The organism is Palleronia pelagia (assembly GCF_900110115.1).
In the GTDB taxonomy this organism is placed as follows: domain Bacteria; phylum Pseudomonadota; class Alphaproteobacteria; order Rhodobacterales; family Rhodobacteraceae; genus Palleronia; species Palleronia pelagia.
Map to the genome: position 1 here is coordinate 99399 of NZ_FOCM01000003.1, position 21408 is coordinate 120806.

Annotated in this window: 19 protein-coding genes; 8 read left to right on the forward strand and 11 right to left on the reverse strand. The window is 67.0% G+C overall.

Features of this window, described 5'->3' with window-relative positions; translation table 11 throughout:
• Positions 1–126 precede the first annotated feature (126 nt).
• From dnaK to radC, 3 genes are all read left to right on the forward strand, one after another.
• Positions 127–2043: a molecular chaperone DnaK gene (dnaK, locus tag BMX96_RS07440; RefSeq protein ID WP_091844936.1), complete on the forward strand. Its 1917-nt coding sequence runs from the start codon at positions 127–129 to the stop codon at positions 2041–2043.
• A gap of 72 nt (positions 2044–2115) precedes the next feature.
• Positions 2116–3264, forward strand: coding sequence for a molecular chaperone DnaJ (gene dnaJ, locus BMX96_RS07445; RefSeq protein WP_091844937.1), 1149 nt, complete (start codon positions 2116–2118; stop codon positions 3262–3264).
• 89 nt (positions 3265–3353) lie between these two features.
• A complete protein-coding gene (gene radC / locus BMX96_RS07450; RefSeq protein WP_236736995.1) occupies positions 3354–4133 on the forward strand; it encodes a RadC family protein in 780 nt (259 codons plus the stop codon).
• A gap of 4 nt (positions 4134–4137) precedes the next feature.
• Here radC and BMX96_RS07455 read toward each other — a convergent pair whose 3' ends face one another.
• Together BMX96_RS07455 and secA are read right to left on the reverse strand one after the other, a co-directional pair.
• Complete coding sequence (locus tag BMX96_RS07455; RefSeq protein WP_330220637.1) at positions 4138–5688, reverse strand: phosphate ABC transporter substrate-binding/OmpA family protein; 1551 nt, start codon at positions 5686–5688, stop codon at positions 4138–4140.
• Positions 5689–5792: 104 nt separating this feature from the next.
• The gene (gene secA, locus BMX96_RS07460; RefSeq protein WP_091844940.1) at positions 5793–8495 is read right to left on the reverse strand and encodes a preprotein translocase subunit SecA; all 2703 of its coding nucleotides are present in this window, start codon (positions 8493–8495) and stop codon (positions 5793–5795) included.
• Positions 8496–8664: 169 nt separating this feature from the next.
• On the opposite strand from secA, the gene BMX96_RS07465 reads away from it, so the two are divergent.
• The 3 genes from BMX96_RS07465 to BMX96_RS07475 are packed head-to-tail and all read left to right on the forward strand — an operon-like array spanning position 8665 to position 11114.
• Positions 8665–9498 carry a peptidylprolyl isomerase gene (locus BMX96_RS07465; protein ID WP_091844941.1) on the forward strand — a complete coding sequence of 278 codons (834 nt, stop codon included), beginning with the start codon at positions 8665–8667 and terminating at the stop codon, positions 9496–9498.
• A gap of 3 nt (positions 9499–9501) precedes the next feature.
• The gene (gene argJ / locus BMX96_RS07470; RefSeq protein ID WP_091844942.1) at positions 9502–10719 is read left to right on the forward strand and encodes a bifunctional glutamate N-acetyltransferase/amino-acid acetyltransferase ArgJ; all 1218 of its coding nucleotides are present in this window, start codon (positions 9502–9504) and stop codon (positions 10717–10719) included.
• Entirely contained in the window at positions 10716–11114 is a 399-nt protein-coding gene (locus tag BMX96_RS07475) for a (deoxy)nucleoside triphosphate pyrophosphohydrolase (RefSeq protein ID WP_091844943.1), read from the forward strand. Before argJ ends, BMX96_RS07475 begins: the two co-directional genes overlap by 4 nt.
• Here the strand turns inward: BMX96_RS07475 and BMX96_RS20055 are convergent.
• The 6 genes from BMX96_RS20055 to pip all read right to left on the reverse strand — a co-directional run bounded on the left by BMX96_RS20055 (position 11111) and on the right by pip (position 17862).
• Positions 11111–11236 (reverse strand): hypothetical protein, encoded by a 126-nt coding sequence (locus BMX96_RS20055; RefSeq protein ID WP_269085880.1) that lies wholly within the window; start codon positions 11234–11236, stop codon positions 11111–11113. The genes BMX96_RS07475 and BMX96_RS20055 overlap by 4 nt on opposite strands.
• Positions 11237–11407: 171 nt before the next feature.
• A complete protein-coding gene (infB, locus tag BMX96_RS07480) occupies positions 11408–13885 on the reverse strand; it encodes a translation initiation factor IF-2 (protein ID WP_091844944.1) in 2478 nt (825 codons plus the stop codon).
• On the reverse strand, positions 13882–14520 hold the full coding sequence (locus BMX96_RS07485) for an RNA-binding protein (RefSeq protein WP_091844945.1): 639 nt from the start codon (positions 14518–14520) through the stop codon (positions 13882–13884). Before BMX96_RS07485 ends, infB begins: the two co-directional genes overlap by 4 nt.
• The gene (gene nusA, locus BMX96_RS07490) at positions 14517–16151 is read right to left on the reverse strand and encodes a transcription termination factor NusA (protein WP_091844946.1); all 1635 of its coding nucleotides are present in this window, start codon (positions 16149–16151) and stop codon (positions 14517–14519) included. Before nusA ends, BMX96_RS07485 begins: the two co-directional genes overlap by 4 nt.
• 1 nt (position 16152) lies before the next feature.
• Positions 16153–16752, reverse strand: coding sequence for a ribosome maturation factor RimP (gene rimP, locus BMX96_RS07495; protein ID WP_073126770.1), 600 nt, complete (start codon positions 16750–16752; stop codon positions 16153–16155).
• 141 nt (positions 16753–16893) lie between these two features.
• On the reverse strand, positions 16894–17862 hold the full coding sequence (gene pip / locus BMX96_RS07500; RefSeq protein ID WP_091844947.1) for a prolyl aminopeptidase: 969 nt from the start codon (positions 17860–17862) through the stop codon (positions 16894–16896).
• A gap of 52 nt (positions 17863–17914) precedes the next feature.
• On the opposite strand from pip, the gene ubiG reads away from it, so the two are divergent.
• Positions 17915–18661 (forward strand): bifunctional 2-polyprenyl-6-hydroxyphenol methylase/3-demethylubiquinol 3-O-methyltransferase UbiG, encoded by a 747-nt coding sequence (gene ubiG / locus BMX96_RS07505; RefSeq protein WP_091845241.1) that lies wholly within the window; start codon positions 17915–17917, stop codon positions 18659–18661.
• On the opposite strand, the gene BMX96_RS07510 is transcribed toward ubiG, so the two are convergent.
• The 3 genes from BMX96_RS07510 to BMX96_RS07520 are packed head-to-tail and all read right to left on the reverse strand — an operon-like array spanning position 18658 to position 20505.
• Positions 18658–19488, reverse strand: a complete 831-nt coding sequence (locus tag BMX96_RS07510) for a carbon-nitrogen hydrolase family protein (RefSeq protein ID WP_091844948.1) — start codon at positions 19486–19488, stop codon at positions 18658–18660. The two genes, ubiG and BMX96_RS07510, sit on opposite strands and share 4 nt — an antisense overlap.
• Before the next feature lie 3 nt (positions 19489–19491).
• Entirely contained in the window at positions 19492–19749 is a 258-nt protein-coding gene (grxC, locus tag BMX96_RS07515; RefSeq protein WP_073126776.1) for a glutaredoxin 3, read from the reverse strand.
• 36 nt (positions 19750–19785) lie between these two features.
• Entirely contained in the window at positions 19786–20505 is a 720-nt protein-coding gene (locus BMX96_RS07520; protein WP_091844949.1) for a ComF family protein, read from the reverse strand.
• A 23-nt stretch (positions 20506–20528) separates the two neighbouring features.
• On the opposite strand from BMX96_RS07520, the gene BMX96_RS07525 reads away from it, so the two are divergent.
• Positions 20529–21377: a methyltransferase domain-containing protein gene (locus BMX96_RS07525; protein WP_091844950.1), complete on the forward strand. Its 849-nt coding sequence runs from the start codon at positions 20529–20531 to the stop codon at positions 21375–21377.
• Positions 21378–21408 lie beyond the last annotated feature (31 nt).

The following is a 21408-nucleotide window of genomic DNA, read 5'->3' on the forward strand; positions in this document are numbered from 1 at the left end:
AGGCCATTCCTATATAGCCGTTCAACGCCGCCCCGCGGGCGCTAAACCGGGAAAATTGGGATCGTCGGTCGGGTGCCGCACCGGGCCAGACCGCACATACATCGCCTAACGAAGAGGACCAGACATATGGCCAAAGTCATCGGCATCGACCTTGGGACCACCAACAGCTGCGTCGCCATCATGGATGGCAGCCAGCCGCGCGTCATCGAAAACTCGGAAGGGGCGCGCACCACGCCCTCGATCGTCGCCTTCACCGAAGAAGAGCGGCTCGTCGGCCAGTCGGCCAAGCGCCAGGCCGTCACCAACTCGGAAAACACCATCTTCGCCGTCAAGCGCCTGATCGGCCGCCGGTTCGCCGACGAAGGCCTGGCGAAGGACAAGAAGAACCTGCCCTACACCATCGTCGACGGTGGCCAGGGCGACGCGTGGGTCCAGGCCCGCGACGAGAAATACAGCCCCTCGCAGATCTCGGCCTTCATCCTGCAGAAGATGAAGGAAACGGCCGAGTCGTATCTGGGCGAGGAAGTGACCCAGGCGGTCATCACCGTCCCGGCCTATTTCAACGACCAGCAGCGTCAGGCCACCAAGGACGCCGGCAAGATCGCGGGCCTCGAAGTCCTGCGCATCATCAACGAGCCGACGGCCGCCGCGCTGGCCTATGGCCTCGACAAGAAGGAATCGAAGACCATCGCCGTGTATGACCTTGGCGGCGGCACCTTCGACATCACCATCCTGGAAATCGACGACGGCCTGTTCGAGGTGAAGTCGACCAACGGTGACACCTTCCTCGGCGGTGAAGACTTCGACATGGCGATCGTCGATTACCTGGCCGACGAGTTCAAGAAAGAGCACGGCTCGGACCTGCGGAACGACAAGATGGCGCTGCAGCGCCTGAAGGAAGCCGCCGAGAAGGCCAAGATCGAGCTGTCGAGCTCCAGCCAGACCGAGATCAACCAGCCCTTCATCACCATGGGGTCGAACGGTCAGCCCCTGCACATGGTCATGAAACTGACCCGCGCCAAGCTGGAAAGCCTGGTGGGCGACCTGATCAAGCGCTCGATCAAGCCCTGCAAGGACGCGATCAAGGATGCCGGCCTGTCGGTGAACGAGATCGACGAGGTCGTGATGGTCGGCGGCATGACCCGCATGCCCCGCGTCGTGGAAGAAGTGACCAAGTTCTTCGGGAAAGAGCCGCACAAGGGCGTGAACCCCGACGAGGTCGTCGCGCTGGGCGCCGCCATTCAGGCCGGTGTGCTTCAGGGTGACGTGAAGGACGTGGTCCTGCTGGACGTGACCCCGCTGTCGCTGGGCATCGAGACGCTGGGCGGCGTGTTCACCCGGCTGATCGACCGCAACACCACGATCCCCACGAAGAAGAGCCAGATCTTCTCGACCGCCGAGGACAACCAGAACGCGGTGACGATCCGGGTCTTCCAGGGCGAGCGTGAGATGGCGGCGGACAACAAGATGCTCGGCCAGTTCAACCTGGAAGACATCCCGCCCGCGCCGCGCGGCCTGCCCCAGATCGAGGTGACGTTCGACATCGACGCCAACGGCATCGTGTCGGTCAGCGCCAAGGACAAGGGCACCGGCAAGGAGCAGAACATCACCATCCAGGCGTCGGGTGGCCTGTCGGACGACGAGATCGAGAAGATGGTCCGCGATGCCGAGGAGAACGCCGAGGCCGACAAGGGCCGCAAGGAGCTGGTCGAGGCCAAGAACCAGGCCGAAAGCCTGATCCACTCGACCGAGAAGTCGCTGGAAGAGCACAAGGACAAGGTCGACCCGACCACCGTCGAGGCCATCGAACTGGCCATCTCGAACCTGCAGGAGCAGCTCGAGACCGACGATGCGGGCAAGATCAAGTCCGGCATCCAGAACGTGACCGAAGCGTCCATGAAGCTGGGTGAGGCCATCTACAAGGCCGAGCAGGAAAAGGCCGATGGCGGCGACGATGACGGCGCCGACGGCCCGTCGGACGCGGATGACGACGTGGTCGACGCCGACTTCGAAGACCTGGACGACGACAAGCGGGCCTCCTGATCGCCCCGTCGCACTAATCGAAGGGTCGGCCTGAGCCATCGGGCCGGCCCTTTACCGTGAAGGATCATTCCTATGGCAAAACGCGATTTCTACGAGGTTCTGGGCGTCTCCAAGGGCGCCTCGGCCGATGAGATCAAGAAAGCCTATCGCCAGAAGGCCAAGGAACTGCACCCCGACCGCAATGCCGACAACCCCAAGGCCGAGGCCCAGTTCAAGGAAGCGAACGAGGCCTACGAGGTTCTGAAGGACGCCGAGAAGAAGGCCGCCTACGACCGCTACGGTCATGCGGCCTTCGAAGGCGGCATGGGCGGTGGCGGCGGCGCGCGTCGTCCCGGCGCCGGAGGCCAGGGCGACTTCGCCAGCGCGTTTTCCGACGTGTTCGACGACCTGTTCGGCGACATCATGGGCGGGCAGCGCCGCGGCGGCCAACGCGCCACGCGCGGCAGCGACCTGCGCTACAACCTGAAGGTCACGCTGGAAGAGGCGCACAAGGGCCTGCAGAAGACCATCACCGTGCCGACCTCGGTGCCCTGCGACACATGCTCAGGATCGGGCGCCGAGGGCGGAGCCGAACCGACGACCTGCCCCACCTGTTCGGGCATGGGCAAGGTCCGGGCGCAGCAGGGCTTTTTCACCGTCGAACGCACCTGCCCGACCTGTTCGGGTGCCGGCCAGATCGTCAAGAATCCCTGCAAATCCTGCGGCGGCGCCGGCCGGGTCGAGAAGGACCGCGCGCTCAGCGTCAATATCCCCGCGGGCGTCGAGACCGGAACCCGCATCCGCCTGGGCGGCGAGGGCGAGGCCGGCTTGCGTGGCGGACCGTCGGGCGATCTCTACATCTTCATCGACGTGACGCCCCACCCGCTGTTCCAGCGCGAGGCCGAGAACCTGTATTGCCGCGTACCGGTGAGCATGACCGACGCGGCGCTGGGCGGCGATATCGAGGTGCCCACGATCGATGGCGGCCGCAGCCGCGTGAAGATCCCCGCGGGCAGCCAGTCGGGCAAGCAGATGCGCCTGCGCGGCAAGGGCATGCCCCACCTGCGCGGCGGCGGCTCGGGCGACATGTATATCGAGCTCGCGGTCGAAACGCCGGTGAACCTGACCTCGAAGCAGAAAGAGCTCCTGCGCGAGTTCGACAAGCTGTCCGAGGACAACAACCCGGAAAGCTCGGGCTTCTTCAAGAAGGTGAAAACCTTCTGGGACGGCCTGAACCAGTAAGACAGAGCCCCGGCCATCGCGCCGGGGCTTTTCGCTTGGTGGACCCGGTGGCGTGCACCGGCCCGCCCCCGCTTAACCTGGCTTTAACCATGCCCGGGCAAGCATCGGGCATGGCGCATGACAGGATCTCTTCCTCCGACCTGCCGCTCTTCGGTCTTGCCGAGGCACAGGCGCAGCCCGCCCGTGGCGACAAGGTGCCGTCCTACCTGCGCGACCATCGCGCCCGGCTGCGCGAGCGGTTCATGGAAGGCGGCGGCGCGCCCATGCCGGATTACGAGCTGCTGGAATTGCTGCTGTTCCGCGCCATCCCGCGCCGCGATGTCAAACCGCTGGCGCGCACACTGATCGACACCTTCGGCGACCTGGGCTGCGTCCTGGCGGCCAGCCCCGCGCAGCTGAAGAAGATCGAGGGTCTGGGCCCCGCCGTTCTGGTCGAGCTGAAACTGGCCGAGGCGATCGCCCACCGCATCGCCCGCGCCCGCGTGATCGGGCGGCCGGTGGTCAGTTCATGGCAGGCGCTTCTGGATTACTGCCACACCACCATGACCAACCGCGCGACCGAGCAGTTCCGCATCATGTTCCTGGACACGAAGAACGCCGTCATCGCCGACGAGGAACAGGCGCGCGGCACCGTCGACCATGTGCCCGTCTACCCGCGCGAGGTCGTCAAACGCGCGCTGGAGCTCGACGCCAAATCGCTGATCCTGGTGCACAATCACCCCTCGGGCGATCCCACGCCCAGCCAAGCCGATATCGCCATGACCGACCAGATCGACCGCGCCTGCCAGGCGCTGGGCCTGACGCTGCACGACCACCTGATCATCGGGAAATCGAACGAACTCAGCTTCCGGGCGCAGGGCTACCTTTAGCGGCCTAGTCCAGCCAGACCTCGACCCTGCGGTTGACGCCGCGGCCCCATTCCACGTCATCGCAAGCCATGGGAAGGGCTTCGCCGAAGCCAACGACGTCCAGCGTGATGCGGCTCGGGTCCATGGTGCGGGCGGCGGTCCGCACGGCATCGCGCACCACCTCGGCCCGGTCGCGCGACAGGCGGCGGTTCGCGACCGCATCGCCGGTGCCGTCGGAAAATCCGGCGAAGGTCAGGCGGCGGTCGTCGAACAGGCCACGCTCCAGGGCCTCGGCCAGCAGCGCGACGTTCGACCGGCTCTGCGCATCCAGCAGGGTCGAGCCCCCTTCGAAGCGAAACGAGATCGTCAGGCGCGACCGCCCTTCCAGCGTCGCGATCATGTCCTTCAGGTCCGACAGCGACACCTCGGTCCCCGCATTGCGGATCGCGTTGGCAAGCCGGGCGCCCTGCGCATCCAATGACACCGCCTGCGGGAACTGGTCGACGAACCCCGCCCGCGCGATCACCGCCTGGGCCGCGGGCGAATTGGCGTAGGCCAGGAAATCGCGCGCCAGTCGCGGCAGGCGCCGCGCGGGCGTGTACAGGAAGATCGGCGTGGTCAGCGGATAATCCTCGGACTTCAGCGCCATGGCATTGGCCGCACTGCGCCGCCCGCACGGCCCGCGCAGATCGACCGGCTGCGCGTTGCCGATATCCGAGAAGGCCGCAAGGCCCAGCGCCAGGGGATCGTCCGAGACCTCGGAGACAAGTGTGCCATCGTCGTCATGCACGACCGTTCCGTCAGGCAGCGCGACGCTCTCCCGCCGCAGGACGCGCCGCATGAAGGACTGGAAAAGCCCGGTCGACGGGCGGGTGATGTGCAGGACGATCGGGCCCGGCTCCTGCCCCAGCTCGGCCCAGTCGGTGAGCCGGCCGGTCACGATACCACGCAGATCTTCGAGCGTGATGTCCGGCAGCGGGTTCTCGACCGCGATGACCGGCACGATCGCGTCCAGCGCCAGGATACGCGACCGTCCAGGATCGGTCAGCGTGCCGCGGCCCGCCTGCCGCGCCAGGACGGCCTCGTCGCGGCTGACCGCGCGGCGCGAAATCACAAGATCGGCCTCGTCGGCGATAAGGTCGGCGAACCCTTCGTCCGACGAATTGAGGTTGAAGATGAATTCGCCCGAGGTTTGCTCGGACCCACGCTCGGCCAGCACGAATGTCCGCTCGCCATTGGTCCCGTCTTCGCGGATCACGTCGTACCCGTTCCGCACGGCAAAGGTTTCCAGGAGGATAGGCAAGAGCGTCGCGCCTACGCTCGCGCTGCCCGAAATGCGAAGCCGGGCGACGAAGTTCAGAAGATCGGGGCAGCCCGGCCCGTCGCAGGTGACTCCGGATCCATCGAGCGTCAGTTCTCCATACTCGGTATCGACGCGGTAGAATTCACCGTCGAAGCCCAGCAGCGTGCCGTCGATGGACAGGCTGCCGTCCCGGGCGCTGAGCGTGACGTCATCGGCGCGCGCCGGCGCGGTAACGATCGCCAGGATGGCCAGCATCCAGGCGAACCCGACCACCAAACACGGCGGCCTCCGATCTCGTGGGCTGGCGCGCGACGTGTGGTCGGCCGCGCCGGTGGCCCTGCTGAATGATGCAGGCAAACCCGGTGCGGCGCCGAGGGTCAGACCAGCTGCCCGTGGCAATGCTTGAACTTCTTGCCCGATCCGCAGGGGCAGGCGTCGTTGCGGCCGGGGTTGCCCCAGGTCGACGGGTCCGCCTCGACGAAGCCGGGCGCGGCGGCTTCGGCCTGCGCCTCGCCCTGCGGGGGCGTGGCCTGTGCCTCGGCCTCGACCTGCTTCCGCTGCTGCTGCATCTGCGCCAGCATCGCCTGCTGTTCCTCTTCGGTCAGCGGGCGGATCTGGGCGAGCTTCTGGGTCACGTCTTCGCGCAGGCTGTCGAGCATGGATTCGAACAGCTGGAACGCCTCGTTCTTGTATTCGTTCAGCGGGTCGCGCTGCGCGTAGCCGCGGAAGCCCACGACCGACCGCAGGTGTTCCAGCGTCAGCAGGTGCTCGCGCCACTTCGCATCGATCGTCTGCAGAAGGATCTGCTTCTCGATCATGCGCATGTTTTCGGGGCCGAACTTGGCGGCCTTCTCGGCCATGAACTCGTCCGACGCGGTATAAAGCCGCTCGCGGATGACCTCGTCGTCGAGGCCGTCTTCTTCGGTCCAGGCGATCACCGGCATGTCGATGCCGACCTTCTCCAGCACGGCCACGTACAGGCCCTCGCCGTCCCATTGGTCGGCATAGGTCTTGGGCGGGATGTACTGGTCGACCAGGTCATCGATCACCTGGTGGCGCATGTCCTGCGCGATCTCGCCCAGGTCCTCGGCCTCCATGATCTCGCGGCGCTGGGCGAAGATCACCTTGCGCTGGTCGTTCATCACGTCGTCGAATTTCAGCAGCTGCTTGCGGATGTCGAAGTTGCGGCCCTCGACCTTCGCCTGCGCCTTTTCCAGCGACTTGTTCACCCAGGGGTGAACGATGGCCTCGCCTTCCTTCATCCCGAGCTTCTGCAGGACGTTTTCCAGCCGCTCGGACCCGAAGATGCGCATGAGGTCATCCTCGAGCGACAGGAAGAACGAGGACCGGCCAGGGTCGCCCTGGCGGCCCGACCGGCCGCGCAGCTGGTTGTCGATCCGACGGCTTTCGTGCCGTTCGGTGGCCAGCACGAACAGGCCGCCGGCCTCCTTCACCTTTTCCTTCTCGTCCGCCGTCTCGGCCGCTATGCGGGCGCGGACTTCCTCGGGGTCGGCGTCGGGATTTTCCGCCAGCGCCTGCATGACCTTCATGTCCACGTTGCCGCCCAGCTGAATGTCGGTGCCGCGGCCGGCCATGTTGGTGGCGATGGTGATGGCGCCGGTCTTGCCGGCATCGGCAACGATCTGCGCCTCCTGCTCGTGCTGGCGCGCGTTCAGGACGTTGTGCGGCAGGTCGGCCTTCTTCAGCAGGTCCGAAAGCTGCTCGGACTTCTCGATCGAGGTGGTGCCGACCAGCACGGGCTGGCCCTTCTCGTGGGCCTTGCGGATGGCTTCGACGATGGCCTGGTACTTCTCGCCGGCGGTGCGGTAGACGGCGTCGTGCTCGTCCTCGCGGGCGATGGGCTTGTTGGTTGGCACCTCGACCACGCCCAGGCCGTAGATCTCCTGGAATTCCTCGGCCTCGGTCAGGGCGGTGCCGGTCATGCCAGCCAGCTTGTCGTAGAGCCGGAAGTAGTTCTGGAACGTCACCTGCGCCAGCGTCACGTTCTCGGGCTGGATGTTCACGCCTTCCTTGGCCTCGATGGCCTGGTGCAAACCGTCGGACAGGCGGCGGCCCGCCATCATGCGGCCGGTGAACTCGTCGATCAGCACGACCTCGCCGTCGCGGACGATGTAGTCCTTGTCCTTGGTGAACAGCTTGTGGGCGCGCAGGCCCTGGTTCACGTGGTGAACGATCGTCGTGGACTCGGGGTCGTAGAGGGTCTGTTCCTCGGGCAGGATGCCGGCGGCGTGCAGGTGCCCCTCGAGGAACTCGTTCCCCTCGTCCGTGTAGGTGACGTTGCGCGTTTTCTCGTCCAGCGAGAAATGCTCGTCCTGCAGGTGCGGGATGACCGTGTCGATGGTCTTGTAGAGCTCGGACCGGTCCTGCGCGGGCCCCGAGATGATCAGCGGCGTCCGCGCCTCGTCGATCAGGATGCTGTCGACCTCGTCCACGATGGCGAAGTAATGGTCGCGCTGGTACATGTCCTTCAGCTCGGACTTCATGTTGTCGCGCAGGTAGTCGAAGCCCAGCTCGTTGTTGGTGGCATAGGTCACGTCGCAGGCATAGGCGTCGCGCTTCTCGGCGTCGGGCTGCTGCGGGTAGACGACGCCGCAGGTGATGCCCAGCGCGTCATAGACCTTGGACATCCATTCGCTGTCGCGCTTGGCCAGGTAGTCGTTCACCGTGACGATGTGCACGCCACGCCCCGTCAGCGCGTTCAGGTAGGCCGGGAAGGTCGCGACCAGGGTCTTGCCTTCGCCGGTCTTCATTTCGGAAATGTTGCCCTGGTGCAGGAAGATGCCGCCCATAAGCTGCACGTCGAAGGCCCGCAGGCCCAGGGCGCGTTTCGCGGCCTCGCGGCAGTTGGCGAAGGCCTCGACCAGCAGATCGTCCAGCGACTCGCCCCCCTCGGCGCGGGCCTTCAGCGACTGGGTCTTTTCCTTCAGCGCGTCGTCCGACAGCGCCTCGTACTCGGGCTCGAGCGCGTTGATCGCATCGACGATCGGCCGCGTGGCCTTCACCTTGCGATCGTTCGGTGTGCCAAAAACCTTTTTGGCGACGGAACCCAGACCCAGCATTGTCTCTCCTGACGGCATCGTGTGTGGGGGACATGCTTGCCCGCATCCGGGCGGGCGCATAATTAGGGCGTCAAGCCGGCCCCCTTTTCAAGCTGTTAGCGATGTAAGGGGCGCCTATCACAGTGTCAACGCCGGGGCCCGCTGGACCCTTGCCACGAAGGACGAAAGCATGAATCGACTGATCCCCATCGCCACCGCCTGCACCCTTGCCATGGGCGCCGCCCTGCCGTCCCACGCGCAGGAGGCCGATACCGTCGTCGCCACGGTGGGCGATACGGCGATCACGCTGGGTCACGTGGCGGCCTACCGCGCGTCGCTGGGCGAGCAGGTGAACCAGATGCCCGCGCAGCAACTTTATGACGCGGTGCTGGATCAGCTGATCTCCATGGCCGTCCTGGCCGACGGCCGCGAGGTCGGCGAGGTCGAGCAGATCTTCATCGACAACGAGCGCCGGTCGCAGCTTGCCCGCGCCGCCGTGCTGGACCTGCAGGAGCAGCCCGTCGAGGATGCCGAGGTGCAGGCCGCCTACGAAGAGATGTTCGGCGATTTCCAGTCGAGCCCCGAATTCAACGCCTCGCACATCCTGGTCGAGACCGAGGAAGAGGCCGCCGACCTGATCGCGCAGCTGGAAGACGGTGCCGATTTCGCCACCCTGGCGCGCGAAAACTCCACAGGCCCGTCGGGTCCTTCGGGGGGCGAGCTGGGCTGGTTCGGCCCGGGCCAGATGGTTCCGGCCTTCGACCAGGCCGTGCAGGAGATGGACGTGAACGCCATCGCCGGCCCGGTGCAGACCCAGTTCGGCTGGCACGTGATCAAGCTGAACGACGCGCGCCAGACCGAGGCGCCGTCGCTGGACGAGGTGCGCGACGAGCTGGCCCAGCAGGTCCTGAGCGAGCGCATCACGAACGAGATCGAGACGCGCCGCGAGGCCGCCGACATCACCATCGCCGAGGATGCCGTCGACCCGTCCGTCATCAACGACCCGTCGATCCTGGCGCGCTGATCCATGCCCGCGCTGTCGCCGCTGGCGCCCGAACGCTTCCCCGAACTGCCCGCCATCGACGGGTTGCGCTTGGCCACGGCGCAGGCGGGCGTGAAATACCGTGACCGGACCGACGTGATGCTGGCGGTCCTGGACCCCGGCGCCACGGTGGCGGGCGTCTTCACACGCTCCGCCACGCGCTCGGCGGCAGTGCTGGATTGCCAGGCCAAGATCGGCGGCGACAGCGACGCTGGCGCGGCGATCCTGGTGAACTCGGGCAATTCCAACGCCTTCACCGGCCGCGCGGGCGAGGCATCGGTCGCGCGGATCTGCGCGGCCGTGGCCCGGGCCTGCGACGTGCCCGAAGACCGCGTTTTCACCTCGTCCACCGGCGTGATCGGCGAACGGCTGCCCGACGACCGCATCACCGCGGCCATCGACGGGCTGGTCGGGGGCCTTGCACCCGGCGGGATCGATGCCGCCGCCCGCGCCATCATGACGACCGACACCTTTCCCAAGGGCGCCGTGCGCTCCGTCGAGATCGGCGGCGAGACGGTGACCATCGCCGGGATCGCCAAGGGCTCGGGGATGATCGCGCCCGACATGGCGACGATGCTGGTCTACATCTTCACCGATGCCAGCATCCAGCGGGCGCTGCTACAGGACATGCTGGGCGACCTGACCGACCGCAGCTTCAACGCGATCACGGTGGACAGCGATACCTCGACCTCGGACACGCTGCTGATGGCTGCCACCAACAAGGGCTCTGCGGTTCACGACCGCCACGGCCCGTTCGAGGACGCGTTGGGTGACCTGATGCTGGACCTCGCCCACCAGGTCGTGCGCGACGGCGAGGGCGCGACCAAGTTCATCCAGATCGACGTCTCCGGCGCCGAGAGCGACGCCGACGCCCGCAAGGTGGCCAGCGCCATCGCCAACTCGCCGCTGGTCAAGACGGCCATCGCGGGCGAGGACCCGAACTGGGGCCGCATCGTCATGGCGGTGGGTAAGTCCGGCGCCGCCGCAAACCGCGACACGTTGCGCATCACCTTCGGCGACATCGAGGTGGCGCGCGACGGCTGGGTCTCGCCCGACTATACCGAGGCGCGGGGCGCCGAATACATGAAGCGCGACGAGATCACCATCGGCGTCGACCTGGGGCTGGGCGACGGCGCGGATACCATGTGGACCTGCGACCTGACCCACGCCTACATCACGATCAACGCGGATTACCGGTCGTGAAGACGGTGCTGGTCTCCGCGGTCGCGCTGATCGACGTGGACGGGCGCGTGCTGCTGGCGCAACGCCCGCCCGGCAAGTCGATGGAAGGCCTGTGGGAGTTTCCCGGCGGCAAGGTCGAGCCGGGCGAAACGCCCGAGGCCGCCCTGATCCGCGAATTGCACGAGGAGCTGGGAATCGACACATGGCAATCGTGCCTGGCGCCGCTGACCTTCGCCAGCCATGGCTACGATGATTTCCACCTGCTCATGCCGCTGTTCGCCTGTCGCAAGTGGCAGGGCCAGCCGACGGCGCGCGAGGGGCAGGTTCTGAAATGGGTCCGCCCGCGCGAGATGCGCGACTATGCGATGCCGCCCGCTGACCTGCCCCTGATCCCCATTTTGAGGGACTGGCTCTAGCGGGCCAGTTCCGGGAAAGTCTGGAGGATATCGTCGCGCGTCAGGCACACCGGAGCCTGAGCCAGGCTCGCGTCCGAGCGTTCCGATTGTCCGCCCAGCAGTCTTTCCAAGATACGCGCCATGTCCCAACTCCGTCCGTGTCTATCAACTTGATAAGAAGCACGGGGGCTGCGGGAAAAGTTTCGCGGGAATTAATGATTTCTTAACTTTTTTGGCTGCTCGCGGGATGGGCGAACGCAAAGGGCCCGCCGGTGGATGCCGGCGGGCCCTTGTTTTTCTGGCGTCGAGCGGGCTCAGAGGTTCCGCTCGACCTCTTCGCGCTCGAAGATCTCGATGACGTCGCCGGGGCGGATGTCTTCGTAGTTCTCGAAGGCCATGCCGCATTCCTGGCCCGACTGGACCTCGGACACCTCGTCCTTGAAGCGCTTGAGAGTCTTCAGCGTGCCCTCGTGGATCACCACGTTGTCGCGCAGCAGGCGCACGCCGGCCGAGCGACGGGCGATGCCCTCGGTGACGAGGCAACCGGCGACGTTGCCGACCTTGGAGACCTTGAAGACCTCCTTGATCTCGGCGTAGCCGATGAAGTTTTCGCGCACCTCGGCCGACAGCAGGCCCGAAGCCGCCGCCTTCACGTCGTCCACCAGGTCGTAGATGACCGAGTAATAGCGGATCTCGACGCCCTTCTGGTTCGCGGTGTTCCGCGCCGAGGCGTTGGCACGGACGTTGAAGCCCATGATCGGCGCGCCGGACGCTTCGGCAAGACCGACATCGGTCTCGGTGATGGCACCCACACCGTAGTGCAGGACGCGCACGCGGACCTCGTCGTTGCCGATCTTTTCCATCGCCTGGACGATGGCCTCGGCAGAGCCCTGCACGTCGGCCTTCACCAGGATGGGCAGCTCGGCCACGTTCTCGTCGGCCTTGGCCTGCGCCATCATCGCCTCGAGCGTCGTGGCGGCACCGGCCGCGGCGCGCTTGTCCTTGGCCTGCTGCTGGCGATACTCGGCGATCTCGCGGGCCTGCGCCTCGGTCTCGACCACGTTCAGGACGTCGCCCGCCTCGGGCGTGCCGTTGAGGCCCAGGACCTCGACCGGGACCGACGGTCCGGCCTCGTTCACGCGTTCGCCCTGGTCGTTCTCCATGGCGCGGACCTTGCCCCACTGTTCGCCGACGACGAAGATGTCGCCGCGACGCAGGGTGCCCGACTGGACCAGCACGGTGGCCACGGGGCCGCGGCCCACGTCCAGCTGCGCCTCGATCACGGCGCCTTGGGCGGCGCGGTTCGGGTTGGCCTTCAGTTCAAGAACCTCGGCCTGCAGCGCGATGGCTTCGAGCAGTTCGTCCAGGCCCTGGCCGGAAATGGCCGACACCTCGACATCCTGCACGTCGCCCGACAGCTTCTCGACGATGACCTCGTGCTGAAGTAGGCCGGTGCGGACCTTGTCCGGGTCGGCGGCCGGCTTGTCGATCTTGTTGATCGCCACGATCATCGGGACGCCCGCCGCCTTGGCGTGATTGATCGCCTCGACCGTCTGCGGCATGACCGAATCGTCGGCCGCCACGACCAGCACCACGATATCCGTCACCTGAGCACCACGCGCACGCATGGAGGTGAAGGCCGCGTGGCCCGGCGTGTCGAGGAAGGTCAGCGTCGCGTCGCCCTGCTGCACCTGGTAGGCGCCGATATGCTGGGTGATGCCGCCGGCCTCGCCCGCGACGACGCGCGCGTTGCGGATGGCGTCCAGCACGGACGTCTTGCCGTGGTCCACGTGGCCCATGACGGTGATGATCGGCGCGCGCGGTTCCATGTCCTCGGGCTTGTCGTCGACCTGGTCGATGACCTGTTCCACGTCCGAGTCGCTGACGCGAACGACGCGGTGGCCGAATTCCTCGATGATCAGCTCGGCGGTGTCGGCGTCGATGGTCTGGGTCTGGGTCGCCATGATGCCGTTCTGCATCAGCGCCTTGACCACGTCGGCCACCTTCTCGGTCATGCGGTTCGCCAGTTCCGAGACGGTGATCGCCTCGGGCAGCTGCACGTCGCGGGTGACCTTTTCGCGGTCCTGCGTCTGGCCCATGGCCTTCTTGCGGGCACGCTCCTGCTGGCGCTTCATCGACGCCATCGACCGCTGCCGGCCGCCTTCGCCGCCGCGCAGGGCCTGGTTCACCGTCAGCTTGCCGGAACGGCGCTTGTCGTCGCCACCCTTCGCAGGCTTGCTGGGCTTGTCGCGCTCGCGCTCGGGCGCCTTCTGGGTCTGTTTCTGCGGCTTGGCTGCGCGCGCCTCGGCCTCGGACGGATCCGGGGCGGGCGCGTTGGCGCGGGCCTTGGCGTCGGCCTCTTCCTGGAGACGGCGGGCGTCTTCCTCGGCCTTGGCCTTCAGGGCCTCTTCGCGCTCGCGCTCCTCGCGCTCTTTCTCTTCCTGCTCGGCCCGGCGGCGCTCACGCTCTTCGGCGCGGGCCTGCTCCTCGGCGGCACGCTTCTCGGCCTCTTCGGTCTCGCGCGCCTTGGCGGCGGCGAGGGCCTTCATGCGGCGCTCGAGCTCGGCGTCGGAAATACCGGCGGGACGCTTCTTTGGGTCACCCCCGGCCGGCGCGGCGGACTTCGATCCTGCCTCGGCCTTCGAGGCCGCCGGCTTGGGCATCACGACCCGCTTACGCTTCGTCTCGACCACGACATTCTTGGTGCGGCCATGGCTGAAGCTCTGCTTCACCTGCCCCGAACGGGGCCCGCTGCGAACACCAAGCGTCTTCTTGCCGTCATTCTCACTCATCGGGTCTTCTTTACCTTTCCGGGAACCGGATCGTTCCCGTCATCTTGCGTTTCGCTTGTCCGAACGCCCGAAAGCCGCACGGCGTCATCCCTGAACAAATCAGCGAGTCTGCCTGCGGCAAGCGCCGCATGTATCACACGTTCGCGTCCGAAGGACAAACCCAATTCCTGAGCCGTCAGGATGTCGAAGAACGATCCCCGACCGCCCGGACGATAGAGCTTGGACTTGCCGCGCTCGGATCCGTCACTGGCTTGCAGAAGGATCGCCGCGCGGTCGCGGTCGAGCCATTCCTTCACCCGTTCGAATCCCGCGACGGCGTCACCCGCCTTGCGCGCCATGCTGATCCGGTCGAGCACCCGGCGCACCAGCGCCTGCTCGACCTCGTCGATCAGCCCGTCCGGCAGGCTGACCTGCCGTTTCGCGCCCTTCGAGAACAGCCGCTTCTTCACGGCCGTGTCGAGCGCGGCACGATCGGCCGCGACATACATCCCCCGACCGGGCAACTTGCCCGCCACATCAGGGTAGATAGTGTCGTCCGGGCCCAAAACAAAGCGGATGAGGCCACGTTTCGGCGAAACCTCACCGCTGACCAGGCACTTGCGCTCGGGGTCGGTTATGTGGGCAGGGCGGCTCAGGCTGGGGCCTCCTCGGTTTCGCCCGCGTCATCCGCGTCGGCGTCTTCGGCGTCGTCTTCCTCGGACGCCAGGTCCTCGGGGTCGACCCAGCCCAGCTGGATCCGCGCGGTCATCACCATGGCCTGGGCTTCTTCCAGGTCCACGCCGAACGGTTCCAGCACGCCGTCATCCTTGTGACGCTCGCCGTCGACCACGGTCCAGCCGCCGGCCAGTTCCCAGTCGGCGCAGGTGGCGAAGTCTTCCAGCGTCTTGACGCCGTCCTTGGCCAGCGCCTCGATCATCTGCGGGGTCAGGCCTTCGAACTGGACGAGGCTATCCTCGACACCCATCTCGCGGGCGGCCTCGAGCGCCTTGGCGTTCTGCGCCTCGATGAAGTCGCGCGCACGGGCCTGGAGCTCTTCCGCGGTCTCGTCGTCGACGCCGTCGATGACCGTCAGCTCGTCCAGGTCGACATAGGCGACTTCCTCGAGATTGGTGAAGCCCTCGGCCACCAGGAGCTGGGCGAAGAACTCGTCCAGGTCCAGGGTGTCGACGAACAGCTTGGTGCGCTCCTCGAACTCGGCCTGGCGGCGGGCGGATTCCTCTTCCTCGGTCATGATGTCGATGTCGAGACCGGTCAATTGCGACGCCAGCCGCACGTTCTGGCCGCGGCGGCCGATGGCCAGGCTCAACTGCTCTTCGGGCACGACGACCTCGATCCGCTCGGCATCCTCGTCGAGCACGACCTTGGTCACCTCGGCCGGCTGCAGCGCGTTCACGAGGAAGGTCGGCATGTCCTCGTTCCACGGGATGATGTCGATCTTTTCGCCCTGAAGCTCGTTCACGACGGCCTGCACGCGGCTGCCGCGCATACCGACGCAGGCGCCGACGGGGTCGATGCTGGAATCGTAGGAGATCACGCCGATCTTGGCGCGCGAACCGGGGTCACGGGCGACGGCCTTGATCTCGATGATGCCCTCGTAGATCTCGGGCACTTCCATCTTGAACAGTTCGGCCATGAACTCGGGCGCGGTGCGGCTGAGGAAGATCTGCGGGCCGCGGACCTCGCGGCGCACGTCCTTGATGTAGACGCGAATGCGGTCGTTCGGACGATAGCTTTCGCGGCCGATCTTCTCGTTGCGGCGCAGAACTGCCTCGCCCGCGCCGATGTCGACGATGACGTTGCCGTATTCCTCGCGCTTGACGACACCGTTGATGATGGTGCCGGCGCGGTCCTTGAATTCCTCGTACTGGCGGTCACGCTCGGCTTCGCGGACCTTCTGCAGGATCACCTGCTTGGCCGATTGCGCGGCGATACGGCCCATCTCGACCGGCGGGACCTCTTCGACATAGGTGTCGCCGACCTTCGGGTCGTCCAGGTACTGTTTGGCGCTCTCGACCGTCATCTCGGCCTGGTAGTTTTCCAGCTCTTCTTCCTCGACCACGGTGCGGACGCGGGTGAAGGTCGCGCGGCCGGTCTTGCGGTCGATGGACACACGGATGTCCATCTCGCTGCCGTAGCGGGACTTCGCCGCCCGGGCGAGGCTTTCTTCCATGGCCTCGACCACCAGGGCGGGGTCGATCATCTTCTCGCGCGCCACCGCCTCGGCGGTCTGCAGCAGCTCAAGCTGGTTGGCGGATGTGATGGCCATGTCAGTGGTCCTTTTGCTCGGGAAGACGGGCGTCGTCTTCGCTGTCGATAATGGTTTCGATCTCGTCGAACTGGCTTTCGTCGATCTGGCCCGCGTCCTTGCGGGATTTCAGCACATCGCGGATCAGGTCGTCGGTCAGCACCAGCTTGGCGTCGTTCAGCCAGTCGAACTGCAAACCGATGGTGCCCTCGTCGATCTCCAGCAGGATCTCGCCGCCCTCGACGCCGGCCAGGATGCCCTTGAACCGGCGGCGGCCGTCGATCAGCTCGTCCGTCTCGATCTTGGCGACATAGCCTTCCCAGGCTGCGAAATCCTTGAGCCGGGTCAGCGGCCGGTCGATGCCGGGCGACGAGACTTCCAGGTTGTAGGCGTCCTCGATCGGGTCCTCGACGTCCAGGTGCGCCGACACGGCGGTCGAGATCCGGCCGCAATCGTCCACCTCGATCCCGCCCTCGGGCTTGTCGGCCATGATCTGCACGGTGGGCGTCTTGCCGCCCTGGTACCGCACGCGCACCAGCTCGAACCCCAGATCCTCGATCACGGGGGTGATGATTTCGGCCAGACGCCGGTCGATGCTGGCCTTTGCGATCAGATCGGACATGATGTCCCCTTCAAGCACAAAAAAACGGGCCCGCGGCCCGTTCGTGTCGTTCGGTGGGCGCCGGGTTTGGACCCCAGCGCGCCGCTGTTGAAACGCATTTAGAGAGTCCGGCCGCGCATTGCAAGGGTCGTGCCGCGCGCCTCAGTCCCGCAGGCGGTCCATGACCTTGACCAGCGCGGCGCTGATCCCCGGCTCGGACAGGGCGTGACCGGCGCGCGGGATCAGCTGGAGGTCCGACGCGGGCCACCGTTCGTGCAGGGCATAGGCCGAGCCGGGCGGGCAGATCATGTCGTACCGCCCCTGCACGATATGGCCCGGGATGTCGGCGATCTTGTGAGCCTGGTCCAGGAGCTGCCCGTCGTAGTCCAGCCAGCCCGCATGGGTGAAATAGTGATTCTCGAGCCGGGCGAACGCGCGGGCGTAATCGGCCGGGCTGTCGCCGCCCGCGCCGTCGTTTTCGATCGAGGCCAGCGTGTTCTCCCACGCGGCCCAGGCCCGGGCATAACGGGTCTGGGTCATCAGATCGTCGCAGAACAGCCGCTTGTGGTAGGCGGCGATCAGGTCGTCCCGTTCGTCCTCGGGAATCAGCTTGGTGAAACGCGCCCACATGTCGGGCCAGAACTTGCCCGCACCGCCGGCGTAGAACCACTGAAGCTCGGCCTGGGTCATCAGGAAGACCCCGCGCAGGATCAGGTGGCGCACCGCCTCGGGATGAGTCTGGGCATAGATCAGCGCCAGCGTCGCGCCCCAGCTTCCGCCGAAGACCATCCAGCGGTCGATGCCCAGCGTTTCGCGGATCAGCTCGATATCGCGGACGAGGTGCCAGCTGGTGTTGTTCGTCACCGATGCGTGGGGACGGGACCGTCCGCATCCGCGTTGGTCGAACAGCACGATGCGAAACACCGCCGGGTCGAAATACCGTCGCATCGAGGGCGAACACCCGCCGCCGGGGCCGCCGTGGAACACCACGACCGGCTTGCCCTCGGGGTTGCCGCACTGCTCGACATAGACGGTGTGACCGTCCCCCACGGACAGCATGCGCTGGTCGAACGGGTCGGTCCGCGGATAAAGAAAGCCTGCGACGCCCTGCTGTGCTGCCATCCGGTTCATTGGTGACCTATATAACCTGAGAAACGGCCTCGCCATGGGGCTTTCGGAAAAAATGAGGCCCGACTTGACCAGCACCGTCGACCCGCAGGAAATCGAGAAGTTCAGCGCCATGGCGGCCGAGTGGTGGGACCCCGAGGGGAAGTTCAAGCCGCTTCACATGATGAACCCGGTCCGGCTGGATCACATCTGCCGCCAGGTTGCCGTGCAGTTCGACCGTGACCGCGCATCGGACGCGCCGTTCCGGGACCTGTCGCTGCTGGATATCGGGTGCGGCGGCGGCCTTCTGTCCGAGCCCATGGCCCGGCTGGGCGCCACGGTCACCGGCGCCGACGCGGCCGAGCGCAATATCGAGGTCGCCCGCGTCCACGCCGCCGAGCAGGACCTCGCCATCGACTATCGCGCCCGGACGGCCGAGGCGCTGGCGGCGGAGGGCGCGCGGTTCGACGTGGTGCTGGCCATGGAAATCGTCGAGCACGTGGCCGACGTGCCCGCCTTCCTGCGCGCGTGCAACGACCTGCTAAATCCGGGCGGCCTGCTGATCGTATCGACCCTGAACCGAACCACGAAAAGCTTCGGTGCGGCCATCCTCGGCGCCGAGTGGATCATGCGCTGGCTGCCGAAGGGCACCCATGACTGGTCGAAATTCATCACCCCGGACGAGCTGGACGGCCACCTCCGCGCGGCGGGGCTGTCGCCCGTCGACCGGACGGGGTTCGTCTTCAACCCCATCACCTGGGGCTGGCGGCTGTCCGACCGGGACTTCGCGGTGAACTATGCCATGACGGCGGTCCGCGACTAGGGCGCGTCGAAGGGGCGGTCGTGGGTCAGGCTGGGCACCTTGCCCCGCGCTTCGGCCACCTGTCCCAGATCGAGGTCCACCATGGTGACGCCGGGCGCGGTTCCCGCGTCCGCGATCACCTCGCCCCAGGGGGCGACGGCCAACGAATGGCCATGCGTGCGCCGCGCACGCCCGGCGCTGGCGGTGTGCTGACCCGTCTGGGCAGCGGCCAGAACGAAGCACCCCGTCTCGATCGCGCGGGCGCGCAGCAGGACCTCCCAGTGGGCCTGCCCCGTCAGCGGCGAGAAGGCGGCCGGCACCAGTAGAACCTCCGCCCCCGCCTGCCCCAGCGCGCGGTGCAGCTGCGGGAACCGCAGGTCGTAGCAGATCGTCAGGCCGAAGGCGGCCAGCGGCGTTTGCGCCAAAACCGCCCGGTCGCCGGGACGGTAGCCGGCCGATTCGCGGTAGGTCTCGGTCTCGCTCACCTGCACGTCGAACATGTGGATCTTGTCGTAACGGGCGGCGATCCCGCCATCGGGTCCGATCAGGAACCCCCGGTTCGCCAGGCGCCCGTCCGCGTCACCGCTGGCGATACCCAGCGATCCGATATGCAGCCAGACGCCCAGCCGCGCCGCGTCTTCGCGCAGGGCGGCCAGCGTCGGGTCGTCTTCCTCGGTGGTCAGCACGCGCTGCTGGTGCGCGCGGTCCGCCGACACGCAATTGGTGACCTCGGGCGTGGTGACGAATTCCGCGCCATCGGTGGCCGCACGCGCCACTAGCCCGCGCGTCACCGGCAGGTTCGCCGCCGGGTCATCGCTGCTGGTCAGCTGGATCAGCGCGGCGCGCATGGCTCAGGCGGCCAGCATCGGGTCCAGCTTGCCCTGCCGTTCCAGCGCGGCAAGGTCGTCGAAGCCGCCCACGTGGGTGCCGTCGATGAAGATCTGCGGCACGGTGTGACGACCGTTCGCGCGGTCCATCATCTTCTGGCGCAGCTCGCCATCGCGCGAGACGTCGATTTCGGTGAAGCCGGCGTCCTTGCTGTTCAGCAGGCGCTTGGCGGCATGGCAGAAACCGCAGAGCGGCGTGGTGTAGATCTCGATCTGGGCCATTTTGGATCCCCTCGGAAAATGCGTGTTTCCCGGTATCTAGGGGTCCTTCACCGCCCGTGCCAGTGTCACCACGTCGACACGCGCCGCGCCGCACGCCAACGCCGCCTCAGCCGCGGCGGCCAGCGTCGCGCCCGATGTCATGACGTCGTCGACCAGCAGGACGGCCCGCCCCCGCAGCACACCGCCATGTTTCGGATGCACGGTCATGCAGCCTTCGAGGTCGGAAAAGCGGCTGGCAAGGGTCTTGCCGTCCTGCACCTGCGTGCGCCGGGTGCGGACAAGGGCGCTTGGCGCGGTCGGCAGGTCCAGCGCGCGGGCCAGCGCCCCGCCAAGCTCGGCCGCTTGGTTGAAGCGGCGCGCCAGCGTGCGGCTCCAATGCGCGGGCACGGGCACCACGAGGCTGTCGTCGCGGACCAACTCCTGCGCACGGCGCGCCATCCACGTCCCGGCCCCGGGCACCAGGTCCAGCCGGTCGCCATGCTTGATCGACAGGACCACCTGCCGCCCCCGGTCGCTGTAGAGCAGGGCAGACCGCCCCCGGCTCCACGGCCGGGCGATGGACAGGCAGTCGTCGCAGGTGACCGGGCGGTCGTCGTCACCGGGCAGCGGTGCTCCGCAGGTGTCGCAGCCAAGGCCCAGGATGAACGGCGTGTCGCGCCAGCACGGCCCGCACAGCGCGCCCACGGTGTCGACGGTCGCATCGCAGGTTGCGCATTGCCGCGGAAAGACGGCATCGATCACCGATTGAACCAGCATGGAAGGTGCTTACCTCCAACCCCATGACCCGCGAGACACGCCGCCTCACCGACCGCGACCGCCTTCAGCAGTCCCGCCGCCGCACCCGCGCCGATGCGCTGTTCCTGCACGGCTATGCCGCGGACCAGCTCGAGGAGAGACTGGAAGAGGTTAACAGAACCTTTACCGCCATCGCCGTGGTGACCGGCCACCCGGAATTCTGGTCGGCGCGCTTCCCGGACGCGACCATCGTGACGGATGACGAGGTTCTGGCGCTGGAGCGTGGACGCCACGACCTGGTCATCCACGCCATGGCGCTGCACTGGGCCGATGACCCGGTGGGCCAGATGGCCCAGTGCCGCCTGGCGCTGCAGCCCGACGGCCTGTTCCTGGGGGTCTGCTTCGGTGGCCAGACCCTGTCCGAGCTGCGCAGCGTGCTGGCCCATGCCGAAAGCATCGTCAGCGGGGGGATCGCCCCGCGCGTGCTGCCCATGGCCGAGATCCGCGACCTGGGTGGCCTGATCCAGCGGGCGGGCCTGGCCCTGCCCGTGGCGGACACCGACCCGATCAAGGTGGACTACGCCGACCTGGCTGCGCTGGTCCGCGACCTGCGCCACATGGGCGAAGGCAACGCCATGGCCGCGCGCGACCCGCGCCCCCTGCCCCGCGCTGTCCTGCGGCAGGCCGCGCAGACCTATGCCGCCAGCTTCCCGGCCAGCGACGACGCCGACCGCATCGTGGCGACCTTCGAGCTGGTGTTCCTGTCGGGCTGGGCCCCCGACGAAAGCCAGCAGAAACCGCTGCGGCCGGGGTCGGCCAAGGCGCGGCTGGCCGATGTACTGGGCACGGACGAGACAAGCCTGCGCGACGATTCGCGCCGGTCAGGCGATTGACCCCCGTGGGAAAGCCTTTATCTGAGCCTGC